At 64.3% G+C, this 25,523-nt stretch carries 28 protein-coding genes; 13 read left to right on the top strand and 15 right to left on the bottom strand.

The genetic code is table 11. The annotated features are described in order from the left end of the window. Positions 1 to 106 precede the first annotated feature (106 nt). Positions 107 to 298 (top strand): alpha/beta hydrolase, encoded by a 192-nt coding sequence (locus BN972_RS06385; protein ID WP_036354164.1) that lies wholly within the window; start codon positions 107 to 109, stop codon positions 296 to 298. On the opposite strand, the gene BN972_RS06380 is transcribed toward BN972_RS06385, so the two are convergent. After that, entirely contained in the window at positions 285 to 2,270 is a 1,986-nt protein-coding gene (locus tag BN972_RS06380; RefSeq protein ID WP_036354160.1) for a flavin-containing monooxygenase, read from the bottom strand. The two genes, BN972_RS06385 and BN972_RS06380, sit on opposite strands and share 14 nt — an antisense overlap. A gap of 125 nt (positions 2,271 to 2,395) precedes the next feature. Between BN972_RS06380 and BN972_RS06375 the strand changes: the two genes are divergently transcribed. The 4 genes from BN972_RS06375 (at position 2,396) to BN972_RS27600 (ending at position 5,703) form a co-directional block, all read left to right on the top strand. Continuing rightward, on the top strand, positions 2,396 to 3,316 hold the full coding sequence (locus tag BN972_RS06375) for a metal-dependent hydrolase (protein WP_036354157.1): 921 nt from the start codon (positions 2,396 to 2,398) through the stop codon (positions 3,314 to 3,316). A gap of 55 nt (positions 3,317 to 3,371) precedes the next feature. Beyond that, complete coding sequence (locus BN972_RS06370; protein WP_036354155.1) at positions 3,372 to 4,046, top strand: TetR/AcrR family transcriptional regulator; 675 nt, start codon at positions 3,372 to 3,374, stop codon at positions 4,044 to 4,046. Between the two features lie 53 nt (positions 4,047 to 4,099). Beyond that, the gene (locus BN972_RS06365) at positions 4,100 to 5,101 is read left to right on the top strand and encodes a glycoside hydrolase family 6 protein (protein WP_036354152.1); all 1,002 of its coding nucleotides are present in this window, start codon (positions 4,100 to 4,102) and stop codon (positions 5,099 to 5,101) included. Positions 5,102 to 5,223: 122 nt separating this feature from the next. Beyond that, a complete protein-coding gene (locus tag BN972_RS27600; protein WP_142277023.1) occupies positions 5,224 to 5,703 on the top strand; it encodes a hypothetical protein in 480 nt (159 codons plus the stop codon). Between the two features lie 45 nt (positions 5,704 to 5,748). Here BN972_RS27600 and BN972_RS06355 read toward each other — a convergent pair whose 3' ends face one another. The 4 genes from BN972_RS06355 to BN972_RS06340 form a co-directional block, all read right to left on the bottom strand. Continuing rightward, positions 5,749 to 6,927 (bottom strand): thiolase family protein, encoded by a 1,179-nt coding sequence (locus BN972_RS06355; protein ID WP_036354149.1) that lies wholly within the window; start codon positions 6,925 to 6,927, stop codon positions 5,749 to 5,751. Continuing rightward, on the bottom strand, positions 6,927 to 7,187 hold the full coding sequence (locus BN972_RS30195) for a Zn-ribbon domain-containing OB-fold protein (protein WP_235192384.1): 261 nt from the start codon (positions 7,185 to 7,187) through the stop codon (positions 6,927 to 6,929). Before BN972_RS30195 ends, BN972_RS06355 begins: the two co-directional genes overlap by 1 nt. A 182-nt stretch (positions 7,188 to 7,369) precedes the next feature. Next, positions 7,370 to 8,161: an SDR family NAD(P)-dependent oxidoreductase gene (locus tag BN972_RS06345; protein WP_390176184.1), complete on the bottom strand. Its 792-nt coding sequence runs from the start codon at positions 8,159 to 8,161 to the stop codon at positions 7,370 to 7,372. A gap of 108 nt (positions 8,162 to 8,269) precedes the next feature. Beyond that, positions 8,270 to 9,049, bottom strand: coding sequence for an SDR family NAD(P)-dependent oxidoreductase (locus tag BN972_RS06340; protein ID WP_036354140.1), 780 nt, complete (start codon positions 9,047 to 9,049; stop codon positions 8,270 to 8,272). 140 nt (positions 9,050 to 9,189) lie between these two features. On the opposite strand from BN972_RS06340, the gene BN972_RS06335 reads away from it, so the two are divergent. Both BN972_RS06335 and BN972_RS06330 read left to right on the top strand, forming a co-directional pair. Then, positions 9,190 to 10,644, top strand: coding sequence for an aldehyde dehydrogenase family protein (locus BN972_RS06335; protein ID WP_036354138.1), 1,455 nt, complete (start codon positions 9,190 to 9,192; stop codon positions 10,642 to 10,644). Between the two features lie 82 nt (positions 10,645 to 10,726). Next, positions 10,727 to 11,338, top strand: a complete 612-nt coding sequence (locus BN972_RS06330) for a TetR/AcrR family transcriptional regulator (RefSeq protein WP_036354135.1) — start codon at positions 10,727 to 10,729, stop codon at positions 11,336 to 11,338. A 149-nt stretch (positions 11,339 to 11,487) separates the two neighbouring features. On the opposite strand, the gene BN972_RS30190 is transcribed toward BN972_RS06330, so the two are convergent. Genes BN972_RS30190 through BN972_RS06320 form a run of 3 tightly spaced genes read right to left on the bottom strand, consistent with a single transcriptional unit; the run spans position 11,488 to position 13,611 of the window. Next, entirely contained in the window at positions 11,488 to 11,937 is a 450-nt protein-coding gene (locus BN972_RS30190) for an acyl-CoA thioesterase (protein WP_390176183.1), read from the bottom strand. Then, a complete protein-coding gene (locus BN972_RS31125) occupies positions 11,934 to 12,770 on the bottom strand; it encodes a DUF427 domain-containing protein (RefSeq protein WP_390176182.1) in 837 nt (278 codons plus the stop codon). Before BN972_RS31125 ends, BN972_RS30190 begins: the two co-directional genes overlap by 4 nt. A 28-nt stretch (positions 12,771 to 12,798) precedes the next feature. Further along, on the bottom strand, positions 12,799 to 13,611 hold the full coding sequence (locus BN972_RS06320; protein ID WP_235192382.1) for an SDR family oxidoreductase: 813 nt from the start codon (positions 13,609 to 13,611) through the stop codon (positions 12,799 to 12,801). A gap of 64 nt (positions 13,612 to 13,675) precedes the next feature. On the opposite strand from BN972_RS06320, the gene BN972_RS06315 reads away from it, so the two are divergent. After that, a complete protein-coding gene (locus BN972_RS06315; RefSeq protein ID WP_051545086.1) occupies positions 13,676 to 14,485 on the top strand; it encodes an SDR family NAD(P)-dependent oxidoreductase in 810 nt (269 codons plus the stop codon). 5 nt (positions 14,486 to 14,490) lie between these two features. Here BN972_RS06315 and BN972_RS06310 read toward each other — a convergent pair whose 3' ends face one another. The 7 genes from BN972_RS06310 to BN972_RS06280 form a co-directional block, all read right to left on the bottom strand. Beyond that, a complete protein-coding gene (locus BN972_RS06310; protein ID WP_036354132.1) occupies positions 14,491 to 15,618 on the bottom strand; it encodes an acyl-CoA dehydrogenase family protein in 1,128 nt (375 codons plus the stop codon). Position 15,619: 1 nt separating this feature from the next. Continuing rightward, positions 15,620 to 16,270, bottom strand: coding sequence for a nuclear transport factor 2 family protein (locus tag BN972_RS06305; protein ID WP_036354130.1), 651 nt, complete (start codon positions 16,268 to 16,270; stop codon positions 15,620 to 15,622). Next, positions 16,267 to 17,805, bottom strand: a complete 1,539-nt coding sequence (locus BN972_RS06300; RefSeq protein ID WP_235192381.1) for a class I adenylate-forming enzyme family protein — start codon at positions 17,803 to 17,805, stop codon at positions 16,267 to 16,269. Before BN972_RS06300 ends, BN972_RS06305 begins: the two co-directional genes overlap by 4 nt. A 106-nt stretch (positions 17,806 to 17,911) precedes the next feature. Next, positions 17,912 to 18,685, bottom strand: a complete 774-nt coding sequence (locus BN972_RS06295) for an enoyl-CoA hydratase-related protein (RefSeq protein WP_036354124.1) — start codon at positions 18,683 to 18,685, stop codon at positions 17,912 to 17,914. Between the two features lie 53 nt (positions 18,686 to 18,738). Further along, positions 18,739 to 19,488 carry an SDR family NAD(P)-dependent oxidoreductase gene (locus BN972_RS06290; protein ID WP_036354122.1) on the bottom strand — a complete coding sequence of 250 codons (750 nt, stop codon included), beginning with the start codon at positions 19,486 to 19,488 and terminating at the stop codon, positions 18,739 to 18,741. Further along, complete coding sequence (locus tag BN972_RS06285; protein ID WP_036354119.1) at positions 19,478 to 20,110, bottom strand: TetR/AcrR family transcriptional regulator; 633 nt, start codon at positions 20,108 to 20,110, stop codon at positions 19,478 to 19,480. The genes BN972_RS06290 and BN972_RS06285 overlap by 11 nt, the downstream gene beginning before the upstream one ends. A gap of 2 nt (positions 20,111 to 20,112) precedes the next feature. After that, positions 20,113 to 20,940 carry a MaoC/PaaZ C-terminal domain-containing protein gene (locus tag BN972_RS06280; RefSeq protein WP_051545083.1) on the bottom strand — a complete coding sequence of 276 codons (828 nt, stop codon included), beginning with the start codon at positions 20,938 to 20,940 and terminating at the stop codon, positions 20,113 to 20,115. A 110-nt stretch (positions 20,941 to 21,050) separates the two neighbouring features. Here BN972_RS06280 and BN972_RS06275 point away from each other — a divergent pair, with 110 nt between their 5' ends. From BN972_RS06275 to BN972_RS27595, 5 genes are read left to right on the top strand one after another with little or no spacing between them, the layout of a single operon-like run. Then, on the top strand, positions 21,051 to 22,124 hold the full coding sequence (locus tag BN972_RS06275) for an LLM class flavin-dependent oxidoreductase (protein WP_036354116.1): 1,074 nt from the start codon (positions 21,051 to 21,053) through the stop codon (positions 22,122 to 22,124). Further along, on the top strand, positions 22,121 to 23,623 hold the full coding sequence (locus BN972_RS06270) for a class I adenylate-forming enzyme family protein (RefSeq protein ID WP_036354113.1): 1,503 nt from the start codon (positions 22,121 to 22,123) through the stop codon (positions 23,621 to 23,623). Before BN972_RS06275 ends, BN972_RS06270 begins: the two co-directional genes overlap by 4 nt. Beyond that, a complete protein-coding gene (locus BN972_RS06265; protein WP_036354110.1) occupies positions 23,620 to 24,792 on the top strand; it encodes an acetyl-CoA acetyltransferase in 1,173 nt (390 codons plus the stop codon). Before BN972_RS06270 ends, BN972_RS06265 begins: the two co-directional genes overlap by 4 nt. Then, positions 24,789 to 25,196, top strand: a complete 408-nt coding sequence (locus tag BN972_RS06260) for a Zn-ribbon domain-containing OB-fold protein (protein WP_036354108.1) — start codon at positions 24,789 to 24,791, stop codon at positions 25,194 to 25,196. Before BN972_RS06265 ends, BN972_RS06260 begins: the two co-directional genes overlap by 4 nt. Further along, positions 25,193 to 25,522 carry a nuclear transport factor 2 family protein gene (locus BN972_RS27595; protein ID WP_235192380.1) on the top strand — a complete coding sequence of 110 codons (330 nt, stop codon included), beginning with the start codon at positions 25,193 to 25,195 and terminating at the stop codon, positions 25,520 to 25,522. The genes BN972_RS06260 and BN972_RS27595 overlap by 4 nt, the downstream gene beginning before the upstream one ends. Position 25,523 lies beyond the last annotated feature (1 nt).

Genomic DNA, 25,523 nt, shown 5'->3' with positions numbered 1-25,523 from the left:
CCGCAGCCGGGCGATCCTTCGCAATTCCGGATCGATCGCGTCGTAGTCAACGATCGCTACACCTCCGTCGCAGTGGCACCGTCGCTCACAATACACTTCGTAGACCTTGTATGGTCAAGAAGCGACCGAACCGCGGACGCTGGATTTCGAGCCATCCCATATTGGCTACCTCGACGGTGTCATCGACGCGCTCCCGCCAGGTAGCCGGGTCCAGATCATTCCGGGCGCCGCACACTTTCTCCAGGCAGACCAGCCCGAGGCCCGCGCCGCCATCCTCGACTACCTCAACGGCGAATAGCTTTGGGCCGCAACTCGTAGTCTTCCTCGTTGACGCGGCTTGTCCACCGCCAGTAGTCGAAGATGCGGAAGCCATACAAGGTGGGTAATCCGCCCGATGTGTTCTTGTAGTAGCTGCTGGAGATCGCCGGGTGGCTGTAGACCATGCGCCTAAGCCGCTCCTGGTTTCGCCGGTTGTAGTCGTCGCATGTGTCTTTGCGTGGCATCACCGATCCCAGATCGCGGGCGAGCACCATGTCGATACATCCCATGATGTAACGCATCTGGCACTCGGAGTTGTAGATGATGCTGGCGCCGTTGACCGCGTTGGTGCCGGGTCCGTACATGCAGAAAAAGTTGGGAAAACCCGGCACAGTGACGCCGAGGTAGGCGTACGCGGAATCGCCCCAGACGGCATTGAGTTCGACTCCGTCGAGACCGCGGACGTTGATGGGGCCGAGTTGGTGGTTGACGTCGAATCCCGTTGCCCAGATTAGGACATCGGCCGAGCGGTGCTTACCGTCGACGGTGGTGACTCCGGTGGCGGTGATCTCGGCGATCGCATCGGTGATCAGCTCGACGTCGTCGCGTTGCAGCGTCAAAAGCCAGGTTCCGTTGTCCTGCAAGGTCCGCTTGCCCATCGGCGGGTACTTCGGCGTGACCTTCTCCAACAGTTCCTCATCAGTGCAGAATGCGCGCATCCACGCGATGAACAGTTCCCGAATGGCATGGTTGGACTCGTTGCACGACAGTCCGCCGTTATCCCACTCCGGGTCGATCAGCACCTGTTCGTCGAGTGCGTCTGCGATCGGCCACCAGGACACGAACCGCAGCCATCTGGCGTAGTAGGGCAGGTGGCGGATGGCCCATCTGGCACCGTCAGGGATCGCGTCGTGGTAGCTCGGATTGGGCGCCATCCACTGCGCGGTTCGCTGGTAGACGTCTACCCGTTCGGTCCTGTCCGCGATCGCCGGGACGAGCTGGAATCCGCTGGCTCCCGCGCCGATCACCGCCACGCGCTTGCCGGTCAGATCGACCTCATCACGCCAGTCCGCGGTGTGGAAGGATGGTCCGCGGAAAGTTCTGGCGCCCTTGATGTCTGGAATCACGGAGTTGCTGAACTGCCCGACGGCACAGATAAGGCACCGGGCGAACAGCGTCTCCTGGCCGCCGTCGGCCGACCGGATCGTCACCCGCCAAGCGGCCAACTCCTCGTTCCAGGCCGCGCCGATCACCTCGGTGTCGAAGCGCACATGCGGCCCGATGTCGTGGCGATCCGCGACGTCTTGCAGGTATTGCAGGATCTCCGGTTGCTCGGCGTAGTAGTGCGTCCAGTGGTCGGTCGGTTCGAACGAGAAGGTGTAGTACTGGCTGGCTATATCCACGCGGCAACCCGGATACCGGTTCGCCAGCCATGTTCCGCCGACCCCGGACTGCTTTTCGACGATGGTGAACGGCACGCCCGCCGCCTTCAGCTTGATACCGGCCAGCAGGCCGGCCTCCCCGCAGCCGATGACGACGACCGGGAAGTCGGCCCGCTGCTCCGGTGTGGATGCCAGCACCGGCCCGCACTGGTCGGCGTCACTGAATCTCAGGTCCGCTGCCACGTAGTCGATGAACTGCTCGGTCACCGTGCCGGCCGATATCGCGTCGAACATCAGCCGCATCTGCTCAGCGTTGGGCACGAACGGGGGCGGGCAACCGCGGTCACGATAGCCGCGGATCACGTCGAAAGCGCGTTCCCGCACCAGTTGCTTGTCGGGTTCGCTCATGGCGCCCTGCAGATCCATGGCAATGAGCATCAACGGTCGCGGGAGTTCGTCGAGCAGACCCATGTCACCCGTCATGTGCACCATCGACATCAGCAGCGCGGGCACGCTGGCCTGCTCGACGGCCGCACGTATGACGTCGTCGGAATCGTTGAAGGCCAGTCCGAGCAACGCGTCTGCGTTGAGCACGCTCCCCGTTGCGGCCCCGACGGTCGAGTGACTCATGACAGCACCATACATTCGTTGCGGTGCGTATGGTCAAGAACGCCGGCCGGTGCTAATTTAGGGACGAGACGAAAGTCCCACAAGTGTCTAGCCAACGGGCGTAAGGCACCCCGAGGCAGGATGTGATGACTCTTCAAGTACGCCGGGTGCGATTCGACTTCGCCGGGAACGACATCCCCTTCATGTGGCATCCGCAGCGACCGGCGTTCGCCGTCCAGTGCAACCTGATCACCTTTTTCGCACCGGGTTTCGAGAAATTCATCGTGGATGCCACCCGCGAGGCGATTCCCCTGATCCGCGATCCCCGCACGGCCGACGAGGCAGCCGCGTACCTGCGGCAGGAAGCCCAACACTCCGCGGCGCACATGAGCCACTTCCGTGCACTCGTTCGGCGCTGGCCCGGCCTGCAGACCACGATGGACGAGGTTCTCGCGTCCTTTGAGCATTTGTCCGCCACCAAGCCGCTGGCCTGGCGACTCGCTTATACCGCGGTCATCGAGAACACCTTCACGCCCTACTTCAAGGTCTTCCTCGATCATGAGGACAAACTGTTCGAGCCTGGCGACGAGCGGGTGGCCTCGCTGTTTTTGTGGCACTTCGTCGAAGAGATCGAGCATCGCAGTTCGGCCCTGATGGTTTACGACGCCGTCCACGGCAGCTTCCCGTACCGCGTGCAAGCGATCGGCGGCGTGCTCAAGCACATTGGTGAAGTGCTCGCGATCGTGTCGAGAGGCTTTCAGGAGCATGTCCCGGCCGCCGACGGCGGTGAGTATGGGCAGCTGCTGCCGGCGGGATGGTCACCGCGGGCGATCCGCGCGTCAATCAACGCAAGCCGCCGGCTCACCGGTCCCGGGCAGGGCACCTACTCAGGTGTGCCCAAGCGGGAGATGGCCGCGATGCTGTCCGGCCTGGTCCGGTCGCAGGGTCCGCGCCACGATCCCACCTACGAGAAGCTTCCCCCGTTCGCCGGGCGCTGGTTCGACCGATACGCCGAGGAACCCAAGTGCGCCGCACACTGGTATTCCGTCGGCGCGACCAGCGGTTAGCACTGGTTGTGCACCGATATGATCGCGCCATGCACGCGGCGCAGGTGGGCGGATAGTGGTCCGAAGTCACGGCTGGTCCGGCAACACGCCGCGGTCCGATGAGGAGGCCATCACCCGGATTCTCGACGCGGCCGACGAGTTGATCGCCGAGCGCGGTTCGGCCATGCGTATCGCCGACGTCGCGCGCTCACTGGGTGTCACCCGCCAGACGGTGTACCGCTACTTCCCCGGTACCGAGGCGTTGATGATCGCCACCGCGATGCGTTCCGGTGACGGGTTCTTAGAGCAGCTGGCCGATCACGTGCGCGGCATGACGGACCCTGCCGCAGCGATGGTGGAAGGGGTGGCCTTCGCCATCGAGCATCTGTCCGACGATCACCGGCTCGGTCTGATCCTCAGCAGGCGATCGCGCGATTCGGTGACCACCTCGTTGACCTCTGACACGGCGCTGGCCTTCAGCCGTTCGATGCTGCACCGGTACGAGGTCGATTGGGCCGCAGCCGGTTTCGACGAGGACGCGCTGAGCGAGTTGTCGGAATTCTGCCTTCGGGTGCTGTACTCGTTCCTGATCGACCGCGGTCAGGCGCACCGAAGCGGAGACGATCTGCGGCGTTTCTTGGCGCGCTGGATCGGGCCCGCGGTCGTCTACCCACGAATTGCCGGCGCGATGGAGACGCTGGCTGAGATGACCGCGCCCCCGCAACGGTCCCGGCGCCGTTCGGCTTCCTGACCCGTGCGGGGGGCGAATTGGCTATCGCTGCCCCGGAACGCTAATTTCCTGGGGTGATGTTCTCAGCTGCTGGTGCCCTCGCGCGGTGGATCGCTCCCTTGCTGACAGTTGCTGCCGTCGCCGGCCTTGGTTTGCTTGCCGACCCGGCGCAGGTCGGACGCACTCCGGCGGTGCGTCTGGCCGCCGACGGCAACCCGCTGGCCGGCATGCCGTTCTATGTCAACCCCAACTCCGCGGCGATGCGCGCCGCCCAGCACGCCGATCCGCCGAGCCCCGAACTGACCGCCGTCGCCAACACCCCGCAGGCGTACTGGATCGTCCCCGGCTCCTCGGCGTCGACGGTCGCCAAGTACGCCGGTGACGCGGCGGCCGCCGGCGCGATGCCGGTGTTCAGCATCTACGGAATCCCGCACCGCGACTGCGGCAGCTTCGCCGCCGGAGGGTTCGGCTCGGCCGGTGAATACCGCGGCTGGATCGACGGCATCGCCAACGACCTGGGCTCGTCGCCGGCGGCGGTCGTCGTCGAACCAGATGCCCTGGCCATGGCCGACTGCCTGTCCGGCGACCAGCGCCAGGAACGCTACGACTTGATTCGCTACGCCGTCGAGGCGCTGACGCGCGACCCGAACGCGGCCGTGTACGTCGACGCCGGCCACCTGCGCTGGCACAGCGCCGAGGACATGGCCGGCCGGCTCAACCAGGCCGGAGTCGCCCGCGCCCGGGGTTTCAGCCTCAACACGGCCAACTTCTTCACCACCGGAGACGAGATCGGTTACGGCGAGGCGATCTCGGGGCTGACGAATGGTTCGCACTACGTGATTGACACCTCGCGCAACGGCGTGGGGCCCGCGCCCGACTCGGCGCTGAACTGGTGCAACCCCAGCGGCCGGGCGTTGGGTACTCCGCCGACCGCGGCCACAGCGGGCGCGCACGCCGACGCCTACCTATGGATCAAGCGTCCCGGCGAATCCGACGGCACCTGCGACAAGGGTGACCCGCCGGCAGGCACCTTCGTGAACCAGTTCGCCATCGATCTGGCGCGCCGCGCGGGCTGACCGGAAATCATTCCGCTGACCTCCGGAAAGGCGTAACTTTTTCTCCAGCTATCGGCGTAAAAACCCGGGCGCGGGGTAAACATACGTCGAATAGTCGCTTTGCAGAACCGGAGGGCTGCACAGTGAGGTGGGTGTTCGGCGTGCTGGGCGCCGCAGCGGTGCTCGGGTCACTTTTTGGGTTGACACTGCCCCTGTCACTGCAAGTCGTCGACCGTGGGGGAACGCCAATCGCGTGTGGCACCGGATTCCATCCGGACCGTTCCGTCGCGGCCCACGAAGATGTCGTCAACCGAGACCTCCATACCCACTTCGGCGCACCGTATGAGGCCAGTGACTACACGGCTCAATGCGACGCGGTGGTCGCTACCCGGCGCGACATCTCCTTCTCCGTAATGGCTTTCGGCGGTGCCCTGCTGGCTGCCACCGTTCTGCTCACGCTGCGGGCGGCGGGCTATCTGGATTTTTCCCGACGAAGCCGTAGTCAGCGGTGGGTCGTTGGGGACAGAGCGGTCAGCACTGCGAGACCGGCGCCGCCGCCCGTCCGGTATTGCGATGATCTCAGCAGTGCACTTAGCAGCATCGGTATCCGCGTCCAGCACTGAATCGAGATTGAACGATTCGAACGCGGACGAATGCGATATCTCTGCTCACGCACGCCGCAACAACATTGCAGTCGTGCCACTGTTCGCCGCGCCGACGCCAACCGCAGCCAGCGCCGCCCCCTCGACTTGCCGGGTACCCGCCTCACCCCTAATTTGCAGACACGCTTCGTGCAGGTGGCCGAAACCGTGGAGACGCCCGCCCGACAATTGACCTCCGGCGGTGTTGATCGGCAGGTCGCCTCCTAAGGAGATGCGGGCCCTGTCAGCGACCCATTCGCCGGACTCTCCAACACGGCAGAAACCAAGATCCTCCAGCCAGCACAACACGAACACGCTGAACCCGTCGTACAGGGAAGCCACATCGACGTCGGCGACGCTGAAATCGGTCCGCTGCCAAAGCGAAGACCATCGGGAGCTGATCCGGGTGATGTCTTGTCCCGCTTCCCATGTGAAGCGGTCGTGATGGGCGCAATCAAGCGCCTCGACGACCACCCCCGGGTGGTCGAGCCCGGCCGAGTGCTCGGCCCGCGAGATAACGAAGGCGGTGGCGCCGTCACATGCGATGTCGCAGTCGAACATGCAGAGCGGGTCCGAGATCATCCGAGCCCCCATGTACATCTCGAGGTCCATCGGCTGGGTGTAGATCGCGCTCGGGTTATGGGCGGCGTGCGCTCGCTGCGCTATGGCAATAGAACCCAACTGCTCGCGTGTGAGCCCGTACCGGTGCATCCTCGCCCGGATCTGCAGCGCGGCCAGGTTGGCGGCTGTTGCCCCAAAAGGCAACTGCCAGGACAACATTCCGCTCGGTCGGCTAGCGCCTGCGCCGTAACCCTGGCGCCGGCGGCCGACACCCTGGGCGGTCCCTTCCCAGATGCTCCGCCAGCACAACACATGGTGGGCGAGTCCGCTGGCCACAGCCATCATTGCGTCGACGACCGCCCCCAGCTGGCCTGGCGACTCGACGCCCCCGGCAACCCAATTCGGCTTGATTCCCAGCGCGTCGTGAATGTCGCGCAGTGAGGCCCCGGAAAAACCGAGCCCAGGTTGTGAGGCTCCGGGATACGTTGTCAGGCCGTCGATATCGGCCAGGGTGAGACCGGCGTCTGCGACGGCGGACTCACAGGCTTCCACGGTCAGGTCAAGACCCTCCCGGCCGAGTCGGCGACCAATCGCGGACTGGCCGGTGCCGCTGATGATGACGCGCTCGGTCAACAAATTCGTCATCAGCGTGCCGGTTCGAACAGTGGTACGTACACCTCGTCATGGCCGTCGATGAGTCGCTCGAAGACCACCCGCAGGGCCATTCCAACGACAAGCTCGCCTGGATCGGTGTTGACCAGGTTCGTCAGCAGTCGGGCACCCGTGTCCTCGATGGGGTTGACGAACGCGATGACGTAAGGCGGCCGATAGCCCGGGAACCACTGATGCCGGTTGAGTGTCCACGACTCGAGCCGCCCGCGGCCGCTCAGTTCAACCCACTCCAAAGTGGCGTGCTCATGCGGGCACCGCAACGCCGGTGGGTGACACAGTCGCCGGCAACTTGTGCACCGCTGGAGTCGGAGTACCCCTTGCGCCCCGCAAGTCCAGAACGGTCTGCACAGGTCGGTTACGTCGGGCATCGGTCGTCGGATGTCTGACATTCTTTCCTCAGGCAGTCGCGCCGGCGCTACCCGAAGACGCCGGGCGATTGCGAATAGTCGACCGTAGACAATTCGGTCATCCCGCCATCGACGTGCAGCACCGTTCCCGTAACGAAGGCTGCGTCGTCACCGGCCAGAAACGCGACCGCCGGGGCGATTTCGGTATCGGGATCCGCACCGCGCTTCATCGGTGACGCCTCAGCGGTTCGGGTGTAGTTGTCCCACTCGGTCCCGATCATCCTCTGCTGAACCTCCGTCAGAGCGAACGGGCAGACGGCATTGACGCGAATGTGGTGGCGTGCCCATTCGTTGGCGGCGACTTTTGTCAGTGCGGCCACCGCCCCCTTGGCCGCTGAATACGGCGCAGTGTAGGCAATCCCGGCTAAGGCTGAGCCCGATACGAAGTTGATCACCGATGCCCGACCGGAAGCCCGCAAAAATGGAAAGCCGATCTGCATGAAGCGAAACGTGGCCTTCGGCCCAGTGGCCTCCGAAAGCTCCCAGTCCTTTTCGGTGATCAGCTCCAAAGCCTTGGGCATGGCGAAGAATTGGGCAGCGTTGACCATGATGTCGATTCGACCGTCACCGTCTGCCGCGACTTGGTGCACCGCCGCCTCGATGTCTTCACGACGGGCAACATTCGCTCGGACCCACGATGCATGACCATCCTTCATTCGGATCTGTTCGACACATTCGGCCGCTTTGTCTTCGTTCAAGTCGACGATGGTGACGTGAGCGCCTAATTCGGCGAGTCGGTGTGCTATCGCGCGACCAAGACCCTGCGCCCCGCCGGTCACCAAGGCCTGCCTGTCCGTCAAACCGGCCACAATGACTCCCCTTCTGCGCGACGCACCGATATAACACTTGAACACATTGCGTTCAAGTATTCAATCACAAGCGTACGTCGCCCAGCGGACCGCGGCCGGTCATGAACGCTGCCCGCCGGTGACAAAGACGTCCTGCCCCGTTATCGCCGAGGCGGCCTCGGAGGCCAACCACACCGACACATCGGCGATCTCCTCGGGTAAAACAAGTCGGCCTAATGCGTTGGACGCGGCGATCCGCGCACGCGCTTGCTCCGGCTCGATCTGCTGCTGCGCTGCAAGCCTGTCGATGTAGCCGTCCAGCAACTCCCCCCGCACGGCACCGACTACGATGGTGTTCACCCGGATCCCGATGCCGCCGGTCTCCAATGCCAATGTTTGACACAAGGCGCTCAGCGCCAATTTCGCGGCCGCATAGTGCCCCTTGCCCGTCCGCACCGATCTGGACGCAGCCGAGGACATGAACTGGATGTTGCCACCGCCATTGCCGATCATGAACTGCTGCAACGCCTCCCGGGATAGGACCATCGGCGCCACCAGATCCGTCCCCAGCACATCCCACCAATTGGCAACCGTTGCTTGACTGATCGTTTGGTCGACGCCCGGGATAGCCGCGTTGTTCACCAATACGTCCAGGCGGCCGAAATGCCTCAGTGCGCTGGCGACCAGTTCTCGGCATTGACCCTCTTCGCGGATATCCGCGACGAGTTCCAGGGATTCAGCACCCGCTTCGGCGACCAGTTGCGCGGTCTGTTTCAACTGCGCCGCGCGGCGTGCGACCAAGACCACCGATGCGCCGGCCCGCGCATGCCGCAGGGCAAGCACCCGCCCGATGCCACCACTGGCACCGGTGATCAGCGCTACGCGTCCATTCAGCCCCATTGCTGTACCCGCTGTCGTCGATTAAATCTATGCCCCTGCGCCTGCACTGGCTCCGCCGACGGCACGCTCTACACAAGTACAGAAACTGTACTAGTGTTGCTCGTGTGAGCGCAATCTCGGTGCTTCCACACTTGTCACGCGTGACGCTGCCGCGACCGCAGATGTTCATCGACGGCTCGTGGGTCGAGGGTCGGGCCGAACCGATCCAGCACATTCACCCGGCAAGCGGCGAGGCGATCTTTCATGCACCCAACGCCGACAGATCCGCGGTCGACGCCGCCGTGACTGCTGCGCGAACCGCGTTCGACGACGGCCCCTGGCCTCGGCTACCCGGACGCGATCGGGCGCGGTTCCTGCGTTCCATCGCTGAACTGATTCGGTCGGATGCGGCGAACCTGAATGCGTTGCTGTCCCTGGACAATGCGACGCCCAGCTCGTTCGTGGGTTTCTACCAGATGGGCGCCGAATACCCGGCTGATCTCTTCGAAACCTGTGCGGGTTGGGTCGACAAGATCACCGGCGAGACTTACCCGCAGTGGGAACCCAACCAACCCTTTACCTTCACGACACACGAACCCGTCGGTGTCGCCGCGATCATCACGCCGTGGAATGCACCGATGAGCTTGTTCGCCCAGAAGCTTGCCCCAGCGCTAGCGGCGGGTTGTACTGTCGTCGCAAAACCGTCGGAGTTGTCTCCGCTGGTCAGTCTTCGAATGGCTGAGCTGATAGCGCACTCCGATCTGCCGGCCGGGGTGTTCAACATCGTGACCGGCCCGGGCGATCCGGTGGGCACTGCTCTGGTCGAAGATCCCCGCGTCGACAAGGTGTCATTTACCGGGAGTCGCGATGTCGGCGGGTCGATCGCGGCCACGGTTGGCGCCCGAATTGGCCGCGTTTCGCTGGAATTGGGCGGCAAGAGTCCGGCGCTGATCTTCGCCGACGCCGATCTCGGAATGGCCGTCGGGATCGCCGCAGGCAACGCATTCCTGGGATTGTCGGGTCAGGTCTGCGTCTGCCAGTCACGAGTTTTGGCACACGACGCGGTGTACGACGAAGTGGTGGCAAAACTGGTCGGATTCGCGGCGGCCGCCGCGTTCGGCGACCCCTTCGACCCGAAGGTTTCGGCAGCCCCGATGATCAGCACGCGGCATATGCGCCGCGTCCTTGGACACATCGAGCGTGCCGTTGACGACGGCGCTCAGCTTGCCGTCGGCGGTGGACGCGCCGAAAACGTTTCTACCGCAGGCAATTTCGTGGCCCCTACGGTTCTGGTCGACGCAGACAACTCGATGGCGGTCGCACAAGACGAGATCTTCGGGCCGGTCTTGTGCGTGCTTCGCTTCACCGACGAGGACGAGGCGATCCGGTTGGCCAACGACACGAGGTACGGCTTGGGTGCCGCCGTCTACACCCGCGATGTCAACCGGGCGCTGCGAGTCAGTAGGGCATTGCGCGCCGGCAGTGTCGGCGTGAACTCATGGTCACTGCAACCACACGCGCCGTTCGGCGGGATGAAGCAGTCAGGTTTGGGACGCGAAAATGGGCAGGCTGGAGTCATGGAGTACCTGGAGACGAAGACAACTTTCATCAGCTGAACGACTGGTGCGCCGTGACACTAGAACATCGGTTGTCCCGTAGCATCAGCTATGAAAAGTGTCTGAGAGCCGGAGGAAGGTCATGTCAACCGAGCGAGTCGCTGGCGAGGCCGAAGTCGCCGACGAGTTCGACCGTCGTGAGCAGATCTTGGACGCCGCCAACGAGTGTTTCAGTCAACTGGGCATTCAGCGCACGAGTGTGCAGGACGTGGCCCGGATGGCCAAGGTCTCGCGCGGCACGATCTACCGGTATTTTGTCGACCGCGATGTGCTTATCGAAGCAGCCATCGAGCATGGCGCTCAACGGTTTTACCGCGAGGTTGCCGCAGCAATGGCCGGCAAGGCCACGCTGGCCGAACAACTCGGTGCCATGGCCGAGACGCACGCGACGATCCTTCTCGACCACCGCACCCGCAACCGACTGATGGCCGACGATGCCGAGCTCATGCGGCACATGATTGCCGATGGCGACAGCGCGGTCCGCCGAACGACAAAGTTTCTGGAACCGTATGTCCGAGACGCGCAGAAGCGCGGCGAGGTCGGCGCCGGGGTCGATGTGACGGCCGCCAGTGAATGGCTGGCCCGGATCGTGTATTCGTTCTCGACGGTCAATCAGGGCCTCAGCTTCGACATGACCAAGCCCGAGACGGTCCGGCAGTACGTGGAGAAGTTCGCGATCAACGGTCTGCGCTGAGCATACGTTCTCGCGTCGGTCCGATACGCCTCGGGCACAGATCAGACCCCGGCGTCCGCCGTACCGGCAAGCGCCGGGGTCCGCGCAGCGAGCTATCGGTATCGGCGTACTACGGACATCACCGTGCCGAACAAGTCATATGCTCTCGCTCACATCGCCGTGCGACTGTCATGGCCCATGGCCCCTGGATCTTGCGCGAACTCACGCACCATCGCCTGGATGGTGTACGACGCCGCCAATCGCCCATCCTGGGTGAACACCCGGCCGTCGCCCTGCGCCAGCCCACGGCCCGACCAAAAGGCGTGGTTGATGTACAGCAGCCAGTCCGTGATGTCGACGTCATCGTGAAAGGCGATGTCAGCCTTCATAATTCCAGTTGACAATGTGATATGTGCGCGTGCTTCACCGAATCCGCGGTGCGGTCGCATCGCCGCCGCGATGGTCCAGTGCGTGGTCGACTGGGCAAGCAGAGCAGCTCGCAAAGCTGGCGTACCGGGGTCGTCGCGAAAGCGGACCCACGCATTGATGACCGGGGGTCCCAACCGGTCCGGGTCGGGATCGTATGCCGCATCGATGACCCGAATCTCCCGACCCGTCATGCCGAAACCGGTGTACGGAATCGCCGCCTCTGGTCCTGGCAGATCCGGCATCGGCTCGACATCTCGCATGACGTCGCCGGCCCCGGCGTCGGCCAGGACGATACCCGCGCTGCGCAATATCCCATTCTGGGTGATCTTGACGTGCGCCGACGAAATGTCCGACCCCGGCGAAGGGTCTCGACGGCGACGTCCACTGGCGCGTCGAAGGAAGCCGACTTGGCGAAGATCATCGAAGCTGACGTTATCCTTTGCGCTGAAAACGTTTTGGCCACGGCAACGATGGATTCGGCTAACAATTGACCACCCTCGACAACATTACGTCGAGTCGGCCCATGAGCCGGTCCGAGGAACCGGTCTGATCCGTCGGGCACCACATCGATGAGCCTGCGTAACTCCTCGGCGTCACCCCACAACGGGAAGGACGCGGCCACCGTCGACCCGTCCGGCCAGCCGTCGAGCAGCACCACCCGCAGCGAGTCCTGGTAGAACGACACATGGTTGGCGATCGCCGCCACCTCGGGCAACGGCGTGCGGTAGGTCCAGACGACGTTGGCGATCGCTGGATCCGCCGCGGTCAGATTCCAGTAATTCGCTCGTCCTTTGAAGGGGCATACGCTCGTGTGCTCCGATGGTGCGAAATGTTCCCAGCGGACAGCGGATTCCGGGAAATAGAGCCGATCGTCGTGATCGGTCTCCGTGACCACCAGGCAACGATCGCTCTCGGCAAGTAAGACGTCGCCGAACCAGACCTGGGCGGGCCGCGAACAGGGGACGGTGTCGATCTGGTAGTCGGGGTGATCCGGCCAGGCCGATCGGACTTGAGTCGTCGTCATCTGCAGTTCTTCCCATCGGTAGCCACGGTCACGGGCTCACCAACGGCGAGGCCGGCCGCAGGACGAGGCTTTCGGGCCCGACGCCCGGGAAGTCCAGCACGCTGGCAAACATTCCCGCCAGCACGTCGGCGACATCGTCCGGCGTCATCATCGTCTGCTGCAGCAGACCTCGAGCGATCCACTGCTGCACGGCAACCCCCAACAGCTCGGCATCAAACGCCGCCGTGAACTCGGTGGGCACCGTTCCACCTACCATGACATTGCAGAACCGGAACTCGGGATGTTCGGTGCGCCAAGCGTTCATGCTCTCAGCGAGCGCCGCCTTGCTGCTTGAATAGGCACCAAGCGCTGAGCGTGGTTGCCCGACGGTTTCCGAGGTCATGGTCGCCACCACCGCCGCCGGCTCCAGCACAGGCAGGCACGCCTTCACCACGCGATGGACAGCTACCACATTGGTTTGCAGCACGTCGAACCACTCGTCCGACGAGGTGTCGACGAACATGCGAAGCGGGGCATAACCGATGGAGACGAACAGCAGGTCGATGGCGCCAAGGCAGTCCCGAGCGGTGTCAGCGATGCGTGCGCAGTCCTCGGCGTTGCGTGCGTCCGCGACAACCGGCGTGCCGCAACCGGCCTCGGCAACGGCTTCGGCCAGCCGATCCGGCCGACGGGCCGCGGCGAGCAGAACCGCTCCTTCCTTTCCGGCGCGTACCGCGAAGGCCCGCCCGATGCCCGCCGAGGCACCGACGACCACAACGCGCTTGCCGGCCAGCGTCCGTTCAGCCATGGCGCCCTCTCCGGGGATACCCACCGCCGCCCCCAACACGACAATAAAGAACAATAGTACACACTATGTTTAGTTGAACTACTAGCGCAACGCACCAAATCGACCCAGGGGAGACACCGTGGACCTCGGCATCTCAGGAGGCAACTTCGTCCTGGTGGGCGGCACTACCGGCATCGGATTCGCCGCCGCCGAGCGGCTCGCTGCCGATGGCGCGAATGTTGCTCTGTTGGCGCGCGACGAGCAGCGCGCCGACGCCCGCGCAGCACAGTTGGCCGAACAGCATGGGATCCGCGCGGTCGGCATTGCGGTCGACGCCGCGGCCCCCGGTGACGGCGTCGAACGCGCCATCAAGCAGGCCGCTTCCAGCCTCGGCCCGCTGCGCGGCCTCGCCGTCACCGCGGGACCGATGAACCAACAGGGGCCGTTTCTTGAGCATTCAGACGAGTCCTGGGATTGGTACTACCAAATGATCCTGATGGCGACGGTGCGTTCGTGCCGGGCGGTCATACCGCACCTGCAGCGCAACGGCGGCGGAACGATCGTGACCACCGCCGCCTATTCCGTCCGGGCACCGAAGGTACTGATTCCGCCCTACAACGCCCTCAAGGCAGCCGTGCTGACGCTATCGAAGATCCTGGCGAAAACGCATGGGTCCGACGGAATCCGGGTCAACACGGTATGCCCGGGGCTCTTCGATACCGAGGTCAACGACTTCATCCGGGCGCAGCGCGCCGCCGAGTACGGCGTGCCGGCGCAGGACGCGATATACACCCACCTGGCCAGCAATCCGGACTGGAACATGCGGGTGGCGCTTGGTCGGGGTGGTCAACCGACGGAAGCCGGAGAGTTGATCGCATTCCTGCTGGGCGACCGCGCCGCCTACCTCACCGGCGCGGCGATAAATATCGACGGCGGGACCGACTTCTGAGTGCCTCAGATACCGACCAGGTCGGCGAGCAACGCCCGGTGAAAAGTCGCGTTCCCCAGCAGATGTCCGGAGGATTTGGCGCGCTTGAAATACAGGTGGGCAGGATGTTCCCAGGTGAAACCGATGCCGCCGTGGATCTGGATGTTGGCCGCGGCGGCATGTGCATAGGCTTCTGAACTGCAGGCCTTGGCCAACGACGCTGCGGCCGGCAGTTCGTCGGCCAATGCCGCAGCCGATTGCAGGGCGTAATAGGCCGCCCCACGGGCACATTCGACGTCGAGGTAGATGTCGGCGCACTTATGCCGGATCGCTTGGAACGATCCAATCGGCTTGCCGAACTGCTTGCGAACCTTGGCGTAGTCAACGGCCATCTCCAGGCATCGTTGGGCGCCGCCGACTTGTTCGGCCGCCAACACCGAGGCGCCCAATGCAAGGGTTCGCGCCAGGACTGGCCAGCCCTGTCCCTCGTGTCCGATGAGTCGTGCAGGGGTGGCGCTGAACTCGACGCGGGCCTGCTTGCGCGTTGGGTCGAGGGTCGACAACGGGCGGCGCGCCACCGTGTCGAAGTCCTCGACGGCGAACAGAGATATCCCGCCTGCGGTTCGTGCGGCCACGAGCATCACGTCGGCGCTACAGCCGTCCAGAACGTAGGTCTTGGTCCCGTCCAGCACCCATCGGTCCCCTTCAGTGCGGGCGCCTGCCTGGATACTTTCGGGCTGCCAGTGCCCTGAACTCTCGGTGACTGCCACGGTTGCGATCGTGGAACCCGTGCCGATACCTGGGAGGTACCGGGTCTGCGCGCCCGGATCACCAGCATTGAGGAGGAGGCCCGCGGCAAGAACGGCCGAGGCGAAAAATGGTGTAGGCAGCAGACATCTACCCAGTTCCTCGGCGACAATGCCGAGTTCGACGAACGTGAAGCCCTGGCCACCCAAATCCTCTGGGATCACCAGTCCCGTCAGGCCGAGCTGAGCGGACATCTGACGCCAGACCGCGGCGTCGTAGCCGATGGGAGATTCCAGCTGCCGGCGTACGGCGGCTTCATCGGCCTTGTTCTCCAGAAACGCACGGACGGTGCGACGTAGCTCGTTCTGGTCATCGCTGAGCGCGAAATGCCTAGTGCCGTTCGCCATGTCAGCACTCGCCACCGCTCCGGCCCGTTGGATCGACCCGCGGGGTGTCCCGCCCGCGACGCAGCGTCTGCAACCAGCACCCCACTGCCGCAGGAGCCGGTACGGGCTGGTCGAAACGTCCGGGGTCGGCGTGCTGAAATGCATCCCAGGATGGAAACGCCTCATGAAAGGCGCCATCGTGCGCGGTGGTGCCCGGCCAACGCATCTTGTGCGGGCCTACGGGCGGATCAGTGATGTCGCTCTGATACCAGAACAAGGGCGTCCTTCGAGCGAAATACCAACTTCCATTTCGCTTTTCGTAGCTGTCCAGATATGCCAGCAACTCGATAACCCATGCCGACTCCGTCTCCAGATCGTTGCGGGAGTAGACCAATCCCGTGGCCCGACATCCGTCATGGATGTCGATGACATGACCCAGCACGCCGTGGGCGCTGCCCAGCAGCGAGCGCCGGATCTCCGTGTCGTACCATTGCCTCAATGCTTCGCGACCGCGCCGCCTTCCCGGTACACCCACATCGGGCACAAAAAGGTTCGCCAAGGTGTCAAAGTCGCGCATGTCCAAGGCCACAGCATATTTGGCGGCCAGTTGCCTGATCTCGTCCAGTGCTTCCAGACGTTCAATCCGCGCCTCGAGTGCCGCCAGGTCCGTCATGTCAGCTCCGCGGCGGCCACCAGCTGGGCCAGTCGTGCCTTGTCGATCTTGTCGGTTGTGGTGTACGGCAGCTTGTCGGCACTGGACAGGATCACCCAACGCTTCGGAACCTTGTAGGCGGCCAGCTGTTCTCGGCAGGTCGCGATCAACTCGTCGCTGCCCGCACCTTCGCCCTCGTTGAGCACCACCACCGCGCACACCACAGCCCCCTTCTCGGCGTCGGGTATGCCTATGACGTAGGCGATCCGGACCGCGTCGATCTGGCTGATCACGGCCTCGACTTCAACCGGCGCGACGTTGGCGCCCGACGTCTTGATCATGTCGTCGATCCGGCCGGTGAAATACAGGTGCCCGTCATCGTCGAGATAGCCGGCGTCCTTGGTGTGGTACCAGCCGTCGGTATCGAACAGGTCGGTGCGCTCGCGGCCAACCATCCCGCGCATCATCGCCGTTCCCCGCACGCAGATTTCACCTACCGTGCCGGTGGGTACTTCGACGCCGGAACCGTCGACGATCTTGTGTTCGTATCCGGGTGCGGAGACACCGAGCGAGCCGCGCTTGCTCTCGGGCACCGGCTCGTGCGGCGGCCACCACGTGTGTGAGCTACAGGTTTCGGTCATGCCGAGCTGGGCCACCCGCAGCGTCGGATCAGCCACCCTCAGCTCCGGCGCCAGCAGTACCTGCTGGTACCCGTCGCGCAGCGTCGACAAATCGGTGCGGGCGAAGTCGGGGTGGTTGGCCAGCGCCGGTCCGATGTGCGGGAAACCCGTTGTGTACGTCGCACGTTCGGAGGAGAGCAGCCGCAATACATCTCCCGGCTCGAACTTGTGCTCGGTCAGAATCGTCGCTCCGGTTTGCATCGGGCCCAGCAACCCGAACACCAGACCCCCCACCCAAAAGAATGCCATCGGGACATAAACCCGGTCGTGCGGCTTCCATTCGTGTTGGGTGGCGATGAATCGGGAGTGCGTAATGGCGGCGGCGTGAGTGTGGATGATCCCTTTTGGATCCGATGTGCTGCCCGATGTGTAGATGACCACGAGATCGTCCGCTGGCCGCACTGTCGCTTCGGCCGCACGCAGGAATGCCTCGGGCATCGGTTGTGGCCATGCGGTGGGCCAGCTGCGGCCAGTCTCGCCGAGGGCAAACACATTGCGCAGCTGAGGAAGCCGCTCCAGCGCCAGCTGCCCACCCCCGGCGGGGACATCCCCGATTGCCTCACTTATCCGAACCAGCAGGTCTTTGCCGAGCAATGTGTCGACCGCCAGCAGCGTGTGGATGTCGGCGTCACGCAACAGCCACCGTAATTCCGCCGCCCGGAAGAAGGTGTTGATCGGCACCGCGACCGCCCCGATGCGCGTAACCGCCAAGAAGGCGACGACGAAATCCGGCCCGTTGGCTGCCATGACCCCGACCCGGACAGCTTTGGTAACCCCTGCGGCCAGCAGACGGCGGGCCAGTTCGGCCGAACGCGCGTCGGCCTGCCCATAGGTGATTCGCTCGACGCGGCCATCGCCAATCGAGGAAACGACCATATCGTTGTGACCATAGGCAGAAGCCAACGCGCTCAGCATCGCTGGAGCCACCGCCGGGTACGGTAACGGCTCGTAGTGGAAGGTCCGCTTCACTGGGTATCCGCCGTCATTGCACGACCCAACGAGGCTCACGTTTCTCGGCGAACGCGACCATCCCCTCTCGATAATCGGGATGGGTCAGCTGATGCTGCAGCACATAGCGATAGGCGACGTCGTTCGCCGCGTGCAGTCCGACATCCAGGCTGGTCCACATCGCTTTGATGGATGCCTGCACGGTCGCCGGTGACAATTTCGCGATGCCCAGAGCGATTTCGCGCGCCCGGGCCTGCAGTTGGTCGGCGGGCACCACTTCGTTGATCAGCCCGATCTCGTAGCCGCGCTGAGCACTGATGCGACCCTCCTTGGTCATCAACGCCAGCTGCATGACCATGGACAACGGCATTCTGCGCAACAACACCGCGGCCTCAAGGGCGAAGACATTGCCGACCGCAAGATGCGTGTCGATCAGCTCGGCGTGTTCGGCCGCGATGATCAGATCCGAGTCGGCCACTTGGTGCAGACCGCCGCCCACCGCCATGCCGTTCAGCGCACAGATGACCGGCTTCCAGACGTTGTGATGCAGGCGCGAGCCGGGGATCTTGTTGCGGATGCCACCCTCGGCGGTGGCCCGGATGTCCTGTCCCGCAGAGAAAGCCCGGTCGCCGGCGCCGGTGATAATGGCGACCCGAATACCGGGGTCCTCGCGCACTCGAGCCCATGCCATGCCCAATTCGGTGCGGGTGAGGTCGTCGGTCGCGTTGAGCCGCTCCGGGCGGTTGATCGTGATTGTCGCGACGTGTTGGCTGACATCGAACAAAATCCGCTTCAGATCCACGGCCATCCTCACATAGCTAAACACTCAAGCACTAAGTGTCTTACTGTACCGCGCAACCGCTACGGCATCCATTGCCCACCGGAAATCGAGATGAGCTGGCCGGTGATGTGTTTGGCCGCAGGAGAACACAGGAATGCGACCATGCTGGCTACGTCGCCAGGATCCCCGATCTGGCCGGTCAGCGTCGTTCGGCGCATCCGCGCCAGCTCGTCTTCACTCTTGCGCGACAGTAACCACGGCGTGGCCGTGGTACCGACCACCACGGTATTGACGCGAACTCCGAGCGGACCCAGCTGGACGGCCATCAACCGACTGAGTCCTTCCACTCCGGCCTTGGCAGCCGCGTACGCGGGCGGACCAGTGCGCACACCATGAGCCGAGACCGAGCTGACGTTGACAATCGAGCCGCGGCCTTCGGCCACCATCTGCCGGGCCGCGACCTGACCCACCACGAACGTACCCTTGAGGTTGACATCGACGATCCGATCCCAGTCCTCATCGGTTTGATCCAAAAAGGTTGCAGGTAGGGTCATGCCGGCATTGTTGACCAACGCATGGGCGGGTCCGTGGCGCTCGGCCAGCTCACCAAGCGCGCGTTCTACCGCATCCCGGTCGGTAATAGACAACTCGACCGGCATCAGCAGCCCCGCCCGGGCTGCATTCGAATCCTTGGCCACAGCAATGGCTTTGGCATTGACATCCAGCGCGGCCACCCGATGGCCGGTGGCGATCAGCTCCGCCACAATGGCCTCACCGATGCCCCGCGCTCCCCCGGTGACGATCGCCAGCGGCAGCGCCTCATCCGACACGTTGACTTCCCGCGCCGGTTGCGGCTTGTTCGATCGCAGCAACGGAGGGCCGTAGTAGTTCGACCGAATCGGCCATCAACCGCCGTAGGTCAGCCTTACCGCCACCGGCGACCCATACGTCGATGGCGGCCCGGTTGGCACTGTTGATCAGCGTCGCAGCCAGCCGCGGCCGCAAATCGGCTGCGGAGTCGCTATTCAACCATCGGGCTACTTCGGCAGTGAGTTGATCAATCCAGTCCTCGTTGATCCGCAGCATCGTTGCGCGCAACGCGGGCATGCTGTGGTACATCCGTGCGCGCGCCAGGAAGATCTCGGGTGACTCCGCTATTGCCCGGGCCACCGCCGAGGACGCATCCGCCAGGGCGTCCCACAGTGAGTTCGACGATTGGCACGCGGCGGCCCGGAATCGGCGCGTGGCCTCCTCCAAGCGCTCGGCGTACCCGTCGAACAAGATGTCCTCTTTAGCGGCGAAGTGGTGGAAGAAGGTCCGCGGTGCCACGCCGGCGACGGCCGAGATCTGCTCGATGGTGACCGACTCATAGCCGTGCGCGGTGAACAACTCGACGGCCGCTTGGATCAGCGCTTGACGGTTGCGTAACCCGCGGGCTCGTCGTTGATCCATGATCAACCTCCTGCCAGGGTGGCACTTCCGGAACTGAGCGCCACCGCGTCGCCTTGCAACGTTCGGAACCGGACCTCCTGCCCGCTTCGCCACATCTGGGTACGCAACTCAGCGTCGAGTTGCACGGGTTTGGCGAATCGACAACTCAACGATGTCAACCGTTGCGGAGCTCCACCGCCGATCGCATTGATCACCGCCCGCGCGGCGAAGCCCAAGGTACACAAACCGTGCAGGAAGACGTCGTCAAAGCCGAATTTGCGGGCCGCTGCGGGGTCAATGTGCAACTGATTACGGTCTCCGGACAGTCGGTAGATCGCGGCCTGTTCGGGCCGGATCACGTCGTCGTACACCGCATCCGGCGCAGCGTCGGGATCGGGCTCAGCGCTGGGACCACGGGGACCGCCGAACCCGCCCGCGCCCAGGACCATGGTCTGCGAACGGGCGACGAACACGGTGCCCTGGGCATCGCATCCACGACCGACCACCTCCACCGCGGCGTGCTTGCCCTTATCCCACAACGCCGAAACCTCGGCCTGCACCGACAGTTCGCCGCTGGGACCGATCGGGCGATGGAGTACGAGCGACTGCGCCGAGTGCACGATCGGGTACGTCCCGAGGTCGAGCGCGCTGCGCAGGTCCTTGACCGCCCACCAGTTGGCTATCAGGGCGAAAGTGGGCAGCACCTCCGGTCCGTTCGCCTCGTTGAGGAGCGGTAGTTCTGCCGGCGGGCGGGCCCCGACGCCCAGCGCATACAGGATCGCGTCAGTAGCGTCCCAGCGGAATGTGCTTGGGCTCAAGGTTTTCCCGATCACGGATGCGGTGAGGCCCACTCATCCTCCTGCTATACGGATTGACGTCATCTGTTTAATCGTGCAATATAGTGGCAGTTACTGCAACTACTTGTTCGAAACCCCGGCGAGGCCCGGGACGGGAGGACGGCATGCGATTCGGCGTATTCATCCTCGGCGACAAGCCGAACCACCTCAGCGACCGGGAAGTGCTGGCCAACGTACTGCAGGAAGCGCGTTGGGCCGAAGAACTCGGCTACGACGAAGTCTGGTTGGCCGAGCACCACTTCTCCCCCTACGGGATGCTGGCCGACCTGCCGCAGATTGCCACGGCCATTGCCGCACAGACCGACCGTATCCGGATCGGTACCGCCTGCATGGTCGCGCCGTTTCACAGTCCGATCCAACTGGCCGAGCGCATCGCTTTGGTCGATACGCTTTCCGGCGGGCGGTTCGATGCCGGCTTCGGTCGCGGTTACCAGTCGCACGAGTTCAAGGGCTTCGGTGTATCGATGGACGAGGCGACGGGACGTTATCAGGAATGCGTGGAGATTGTTCATCGCTTGCTCAGCGAGGAGAACGTCACTTTCCACGGCAGGTACTTTCACATCGACGACGTCACGATCTATCCGCGGCCGGTACAGCGTCCGGTGCCGATCTGGGGCACCGTGATGAAAACACCATCGAGCTTCGAGTGGTTGGCCGACAAAGGATTCGGTGCGATCATCGGCAATCCATATCAAGTAGATCCGGATCTGCAGGGCGCACTCGATATTTACCTCGACGTGCAATCCAAGAAGGGTCTCGATGCCGCTACCGGCAATGTCTGGGCGCTCCTCAACGCCTTCTGCCACCAGGACGACGGATTCGCCCGCAGCTATCCACGGGACAGCGTCGAGTTGTCCATTCAGACCCACCGCAAGTACTCCAACCCCTTCGAGCGGGGCGGGGAGATACCGGCCGATTACAAGGCGTACTCGGACTGGTTCGAAAAGCACGACAAGCAGAGTTACGAACAAGTGCTGAATTCCCACCTCACTCTCATGGGCGACCCCGACCGGATTCTTACCAAGATGCGGACCGTGATCGACATGGGTTGGCGCAACATCATGTTGCGCATGTCGCGCGGCGGGGCGATGGACCGCAAGAAGGTCTATGAGTCGATGAAATTGTTTGCCCAAGAGGTGATTCCGGCCGCCACCGAACTCGCGGCCGCCGCAGTTTGAGCCAGCCGCTGGCCGCCCGCCTGCGCGCGGTTCTGGCACTCGACCCAGCCGCACCCGCCATTGAGTACCGAGACAGTTGGACTGATTGGCAGACATTGGCGACCATCGCGGGCGAAGTCGAGAAACGACTGACCGCAGTAGGTTTGAGCCAACGTCCGGCGGTCGGCTTAATCCTGCGCAATCATCCGGCGATGGTTGGGGCATTGCTCGGCGTGCTGCTCGCGGGTGGTTGTGTGGTGACGATCAACCCGTCGCACGGTGACACCGGCTTGAACGCCGACATCGCCGGCGTGCGGGTACCTGCTTTGATTGCACTGCCGGCGGACTGGCGCCGCCTTGACGTCCCCCTGGCCGCCGGCGGCGCGCTCGGGCTGCAGGTCGACATCAATCCGACCGCCTGCCGATCCGTCTCCGGCCTGGACCGACTGGGCCCGGGACCGTTCCGCGCGGCGCACCTGGATCCCGACCCCATTGCCGTCGAGATGCTGACCAGCGGCACTACCGGTCCGCCCAAGCGGATTCCACTGTCGTATCGATCTTTTGAGCACACTATTGCGGCCGCGAGTGCACATTACAGCTCGTCCGGCGAGCCACAGGTCAGGCTCCGGTCAGGAGTGGCGATCGTCTCCTCACCGTTGGTGCACATGTCTGGGCTGTTCCGCACGTTGCTCAACATCTCTGAGGGGCGAAAGATCGCGTTGCTCGAGCGGTTTCGGGTGCCGGAGTTCGTCGATCTGGTCACCCGTCATCGCCCCCGTGCCGTCAGTTTGGTTCCGTCAGCGTTGGCAATGGTCCTTGATGCCGACGTGCCCCCCGAAGCGTTCTTGAGCGTCGAGGTAGTGACCTCCGGGACGGCGCCCCTGCCGGCGGAGGTGCAGATCGCCTTCGAAAAGCGCTACGGCGTGGCCGTGCTGCCGTCCTACGGCGCCACCGAGTTCGCCGGTGGGGTCGCCGGTTGGAACCTCGCGCTGCACCGCGAGTGGGCGGAGCGGAAGCGAGGCAGCGTGGGCCGGCCGCAGAAAGGGCGCGAAGTTCGTATCGTATCCGTCACGGATGGCACCGAAATGGCAGCTGGGCAGCAGGGACGCATCGAAGTACGGACCACCGGCGGCCACTGGGTGGCCACAACCGATCTCGGTCGCATCGATCGCGATGGCTTTTTGTTCATCGACGGCCGCACCGACGACGCAATCATCCGCGGAGGCTTCAAGGTGTCCCCCAACGACATCGTCAAGGCGTTGCGGAGCCATCCCGCGGTGCGCGACGCAGGCTCGACGGGATTGCCCGACGAGCGTCTCGGTCAGGTCCCGGTCGCCGCGGTCGAATTGGCCTCCGGCGCCACTGCGACACCTGACCAACTGCTGGAATTCCTGCGCGATCGACTGAGCCGCTACCAAGTCCCGGCGCGGTTGATCGTGGTCGACGAGTTGCCCCGGACGCCTTCGCTGAAGGTCAGCCAACCAGGACTACGCAAACTCTTCGAGGAGGCGCAAGCGTGACGGCCGAGATCCGGGGTGCCGCTGCCATCGTCGGTGTGGCCGAGGAGGTTTCGCCGTCCGGGGTGATCGATGTTCCGGTGCGCGAGCTGGAGGCCCGCGTGATCACGGCGGCTCTGGCCGACGCCGGCCTGTCGCTGCGCGACGTCGACGGGCTGTGTACCTGCACCGGCGGCACCCTGATGCATTCGGTCGAACTGGCCGAATATCTCGGGATCGCACCAAGGTTCACCGATGCCACCCAGACCGGCGGTGCCAGCTACGGGCTCTATGTCGAGCATGCCGCCGCGGCGATCGCCGCCGGCGTCGCCGAGACCGTCGTGATCGTCTACGCCTCCACCCCGCGCGCGGCCCGCAAGCGCGGCGAGAAGGGACTCGGCGTCTTCGCCACACCCGAGCGGCTGGAGTGGGAAACCCCCTATGGCGTCATGCTGCCGATCAGCGCGTATGCGTTGGCCGCCAACCGCCACATGGCCACTTACGGAACCACCGCTGAGCAGCTCGCTCAGATCGCCGTCGACACCAGGCGTTGGGCGCAGCGGAATCCGCTTGCCTACCTGCGTGATCCGATCACGGTAGAGGACGTACTCGAGTCCGGTTTCATTGCCGAACCGGTGCACAAATTGGAATGCTGCCTGGTCACCGACGGTGCCGCGGCCATCGTGATGACCAGCGCCGATCGCGCCCGCGAGCTACGCCGGCCGCCGGCAATGGTCCTCGGGGCGGCCTCGGCGGCATCGCACGCGATGATCTCGCAAATGCCCGATCTCACCGTGACGCCAGGCGCCGTGTCGGGCCCCGCTGCGTTCCGGGCCGCGGGGCTGACCCCGGGCGAGATCGACGTGGTCGAGCTGTACGACTCGTTCACCATCACCGTCCTGCTCGCGTTGGAAGATCTCGGCTTCTGCGCCAAGGGAGAAGGCGGACCTTTCGTCGGCAGCGGCGCGCTGGCCCCGGGCGGTGCGCTGCCAGGCCAGACTTCGGGCGGTGGTCTGGCGTACACCCATCCCGGTGCGTTCGGCGCGTTCCTGCTCGTGGAGGCCACCCGCCAACTGCGCGGTGACTGCGGCGAACGGCAGGTGCCGGACGCGCACACGGCGGTCGCGCACGGCACCGGCGGAGTGCTGTCGGCGACCTCCACCGTGATCCTCGGAACGGAGGCCACGCTATGAGCGAGACCCTGCCAGTGCCCGATCCCAGCCCAGTGTCAGCGGCATTCTGGGACGCAACCCGGCGCCGCGAACTGACCATGCAACGCTGCGGCCCTTGTGACCGACTGGTGTGGTATCCGCGGTACGTGTGCCCATATTGCGGTGAAACATCGCTGGGGTGGGAGAAGCTCAGCGGCAAGGGAGTCGTTTACGCCGTCAGCGTGCACCACCGGCCCGCGTTTCCCGCTCTGGCCGATAAGGTTCCGTATTCGGTAGTGCTGGTGGATCTGGACGAAGGCGCCCGAATGATGTCCAACGTCTTTGGTGCGATACCCGTCGTTGGGGACCGGGTCGAGGTCAGCTGGGTCCCACTCGGCGACGGCCGCCAACTCCCAGTCTTCCAGCCGCCGTCGGAGCCGCAGTGAGCAGCGACGCCGGGTTGCGGCGAGTTCGCGAGGAATTGGTACTTCGCCATGTCGCCGCCGAGAACGCCTGCGACATCGATGCAGCAATGGCCACCTTCACCCACCCACGGTACGAAATCATCCCTACCGGAATGGTTTTCGATGGTGAAGACGCGGTACGCGCGATGTTGCTGAACCAGTGGGCGCAGCCGCCGAGGCTTCAGTTCACCGCCGAAGCCATCTTCCACGGCGACCGGGGGTTGGTCGTGGAAACCCGAACCACCTCGCCGGGCACGTCGATCGACATGCTCAGCATGAATTTGTTCGGCTTTGACGGCCCAACCTGAT

This window comes from Mycobacterium asiaticum DSM 44297 (assembly GCF_000613245.1).
GTDB classification, from domain to species: Bacteria; Actinomycetota; Actinomycetes; order Mycobacteriales; family Mycobacteriaceae; genus Mycobacterium; species Mycobacterium asiaticum.
This window is presented reverse-complemented; position numbering and strand designations above follow the sequence as displayed.

Coding starts and splice junctions, on each gene's coding strand:
- BN972_RS06380 (WP_036354160.1), bottom strand. CDS start 2,270: ATGAGTCACTCGACCGTCGGGGCCGCAACGGGGAGCGTGCTCAACGCA.
- BN972_RS06375 (WP_036354157.1), top strand. CDS start 2,396: ATGACTCTTCAAGTACGCCGGGTGCGATTCGACTTCGCCGGGAACGAC.
- BN972_RS06355 (WP_036354149.1), bottom strand. CDS start 6,927: ATGACGAATTTGTTGACCGAGCGCGTCATCATCAGCGGCACCGGCCAG.
- BN972_RS06340 (WP_036354140.1), bottom strand. CDS start 9,049: ATGGGGCTGAATGGACGCGTAGCGCTGATCACCGGTGCCAGTGGTGGC.
- BN972_RS06330 (WP_036354135.1), top strand. CDS start 10,727: ATGTCAACCGAGCGAGTCGCTGGCGAGGCCGAAGTCGCCGACGAGTTC.
- BN972_RS30190 (WP_390176183.1), bottom strand. CDS start 11,937: ATGACGGGTCGGGAGATTCGGGTCATCGATGCGGCATACGATCCCGAC.
- BN972_RS31125 (WP_390176182.1), bottom strand. CDS start 12,770: ATGACGACGACTCAAGTCCGATCGGCCTGGCCGGATCACCCCGACTAC.
- BN972_RS06310 (WP_036354132.1), bottom strand. CDS start 15,618: ATGGCGAACGGCACTAGGCATTTCGCGCTCAGCGATGACCAGAACGAG.
- BN972_RS06305 (WP_036354130.1), bottom strand. CDS start 16,270: ATGACGGACCTGGCGGCACTCGAGGCGCGGATTGAACGTCTGGAAGCA.
- BN972_RS06300 (WP_235192381.1), bottom strand. CDS start 17,805: ATGGTCGTTTCCTCGATTGGCGATGGCCGCGTCGAGCGAATCACCTAT.
- BN972_RS06295 (WP_036354124.1), bottom strand. CDS start 18,685: ATGGCCGTGGATCTGAAGCGGATTTTGTTCGATGTCAGCCAACACGTC.
- BN972_RS06285 (WP_036354119.1), bottom strand. CDS start 20,110: ATGGATCAACGACGAGCCCGCGGGTTACGCAACCGTCAAGCGCTGATC.
- BN972_RS06275 (WP_036354116.1), top strand. CDS start 21,051: ATGCGATTCGGCGTATTCATCCTCGGCGACAAGCCGAACCACCTCAGC.
- BN972_RS06260 (WP_036354108.1), top strand. CDS start 24,789: ATGAGCGAGACCCTGCCAGTGCCCGATCCCAGCCCAGTGTCAGCGGCA.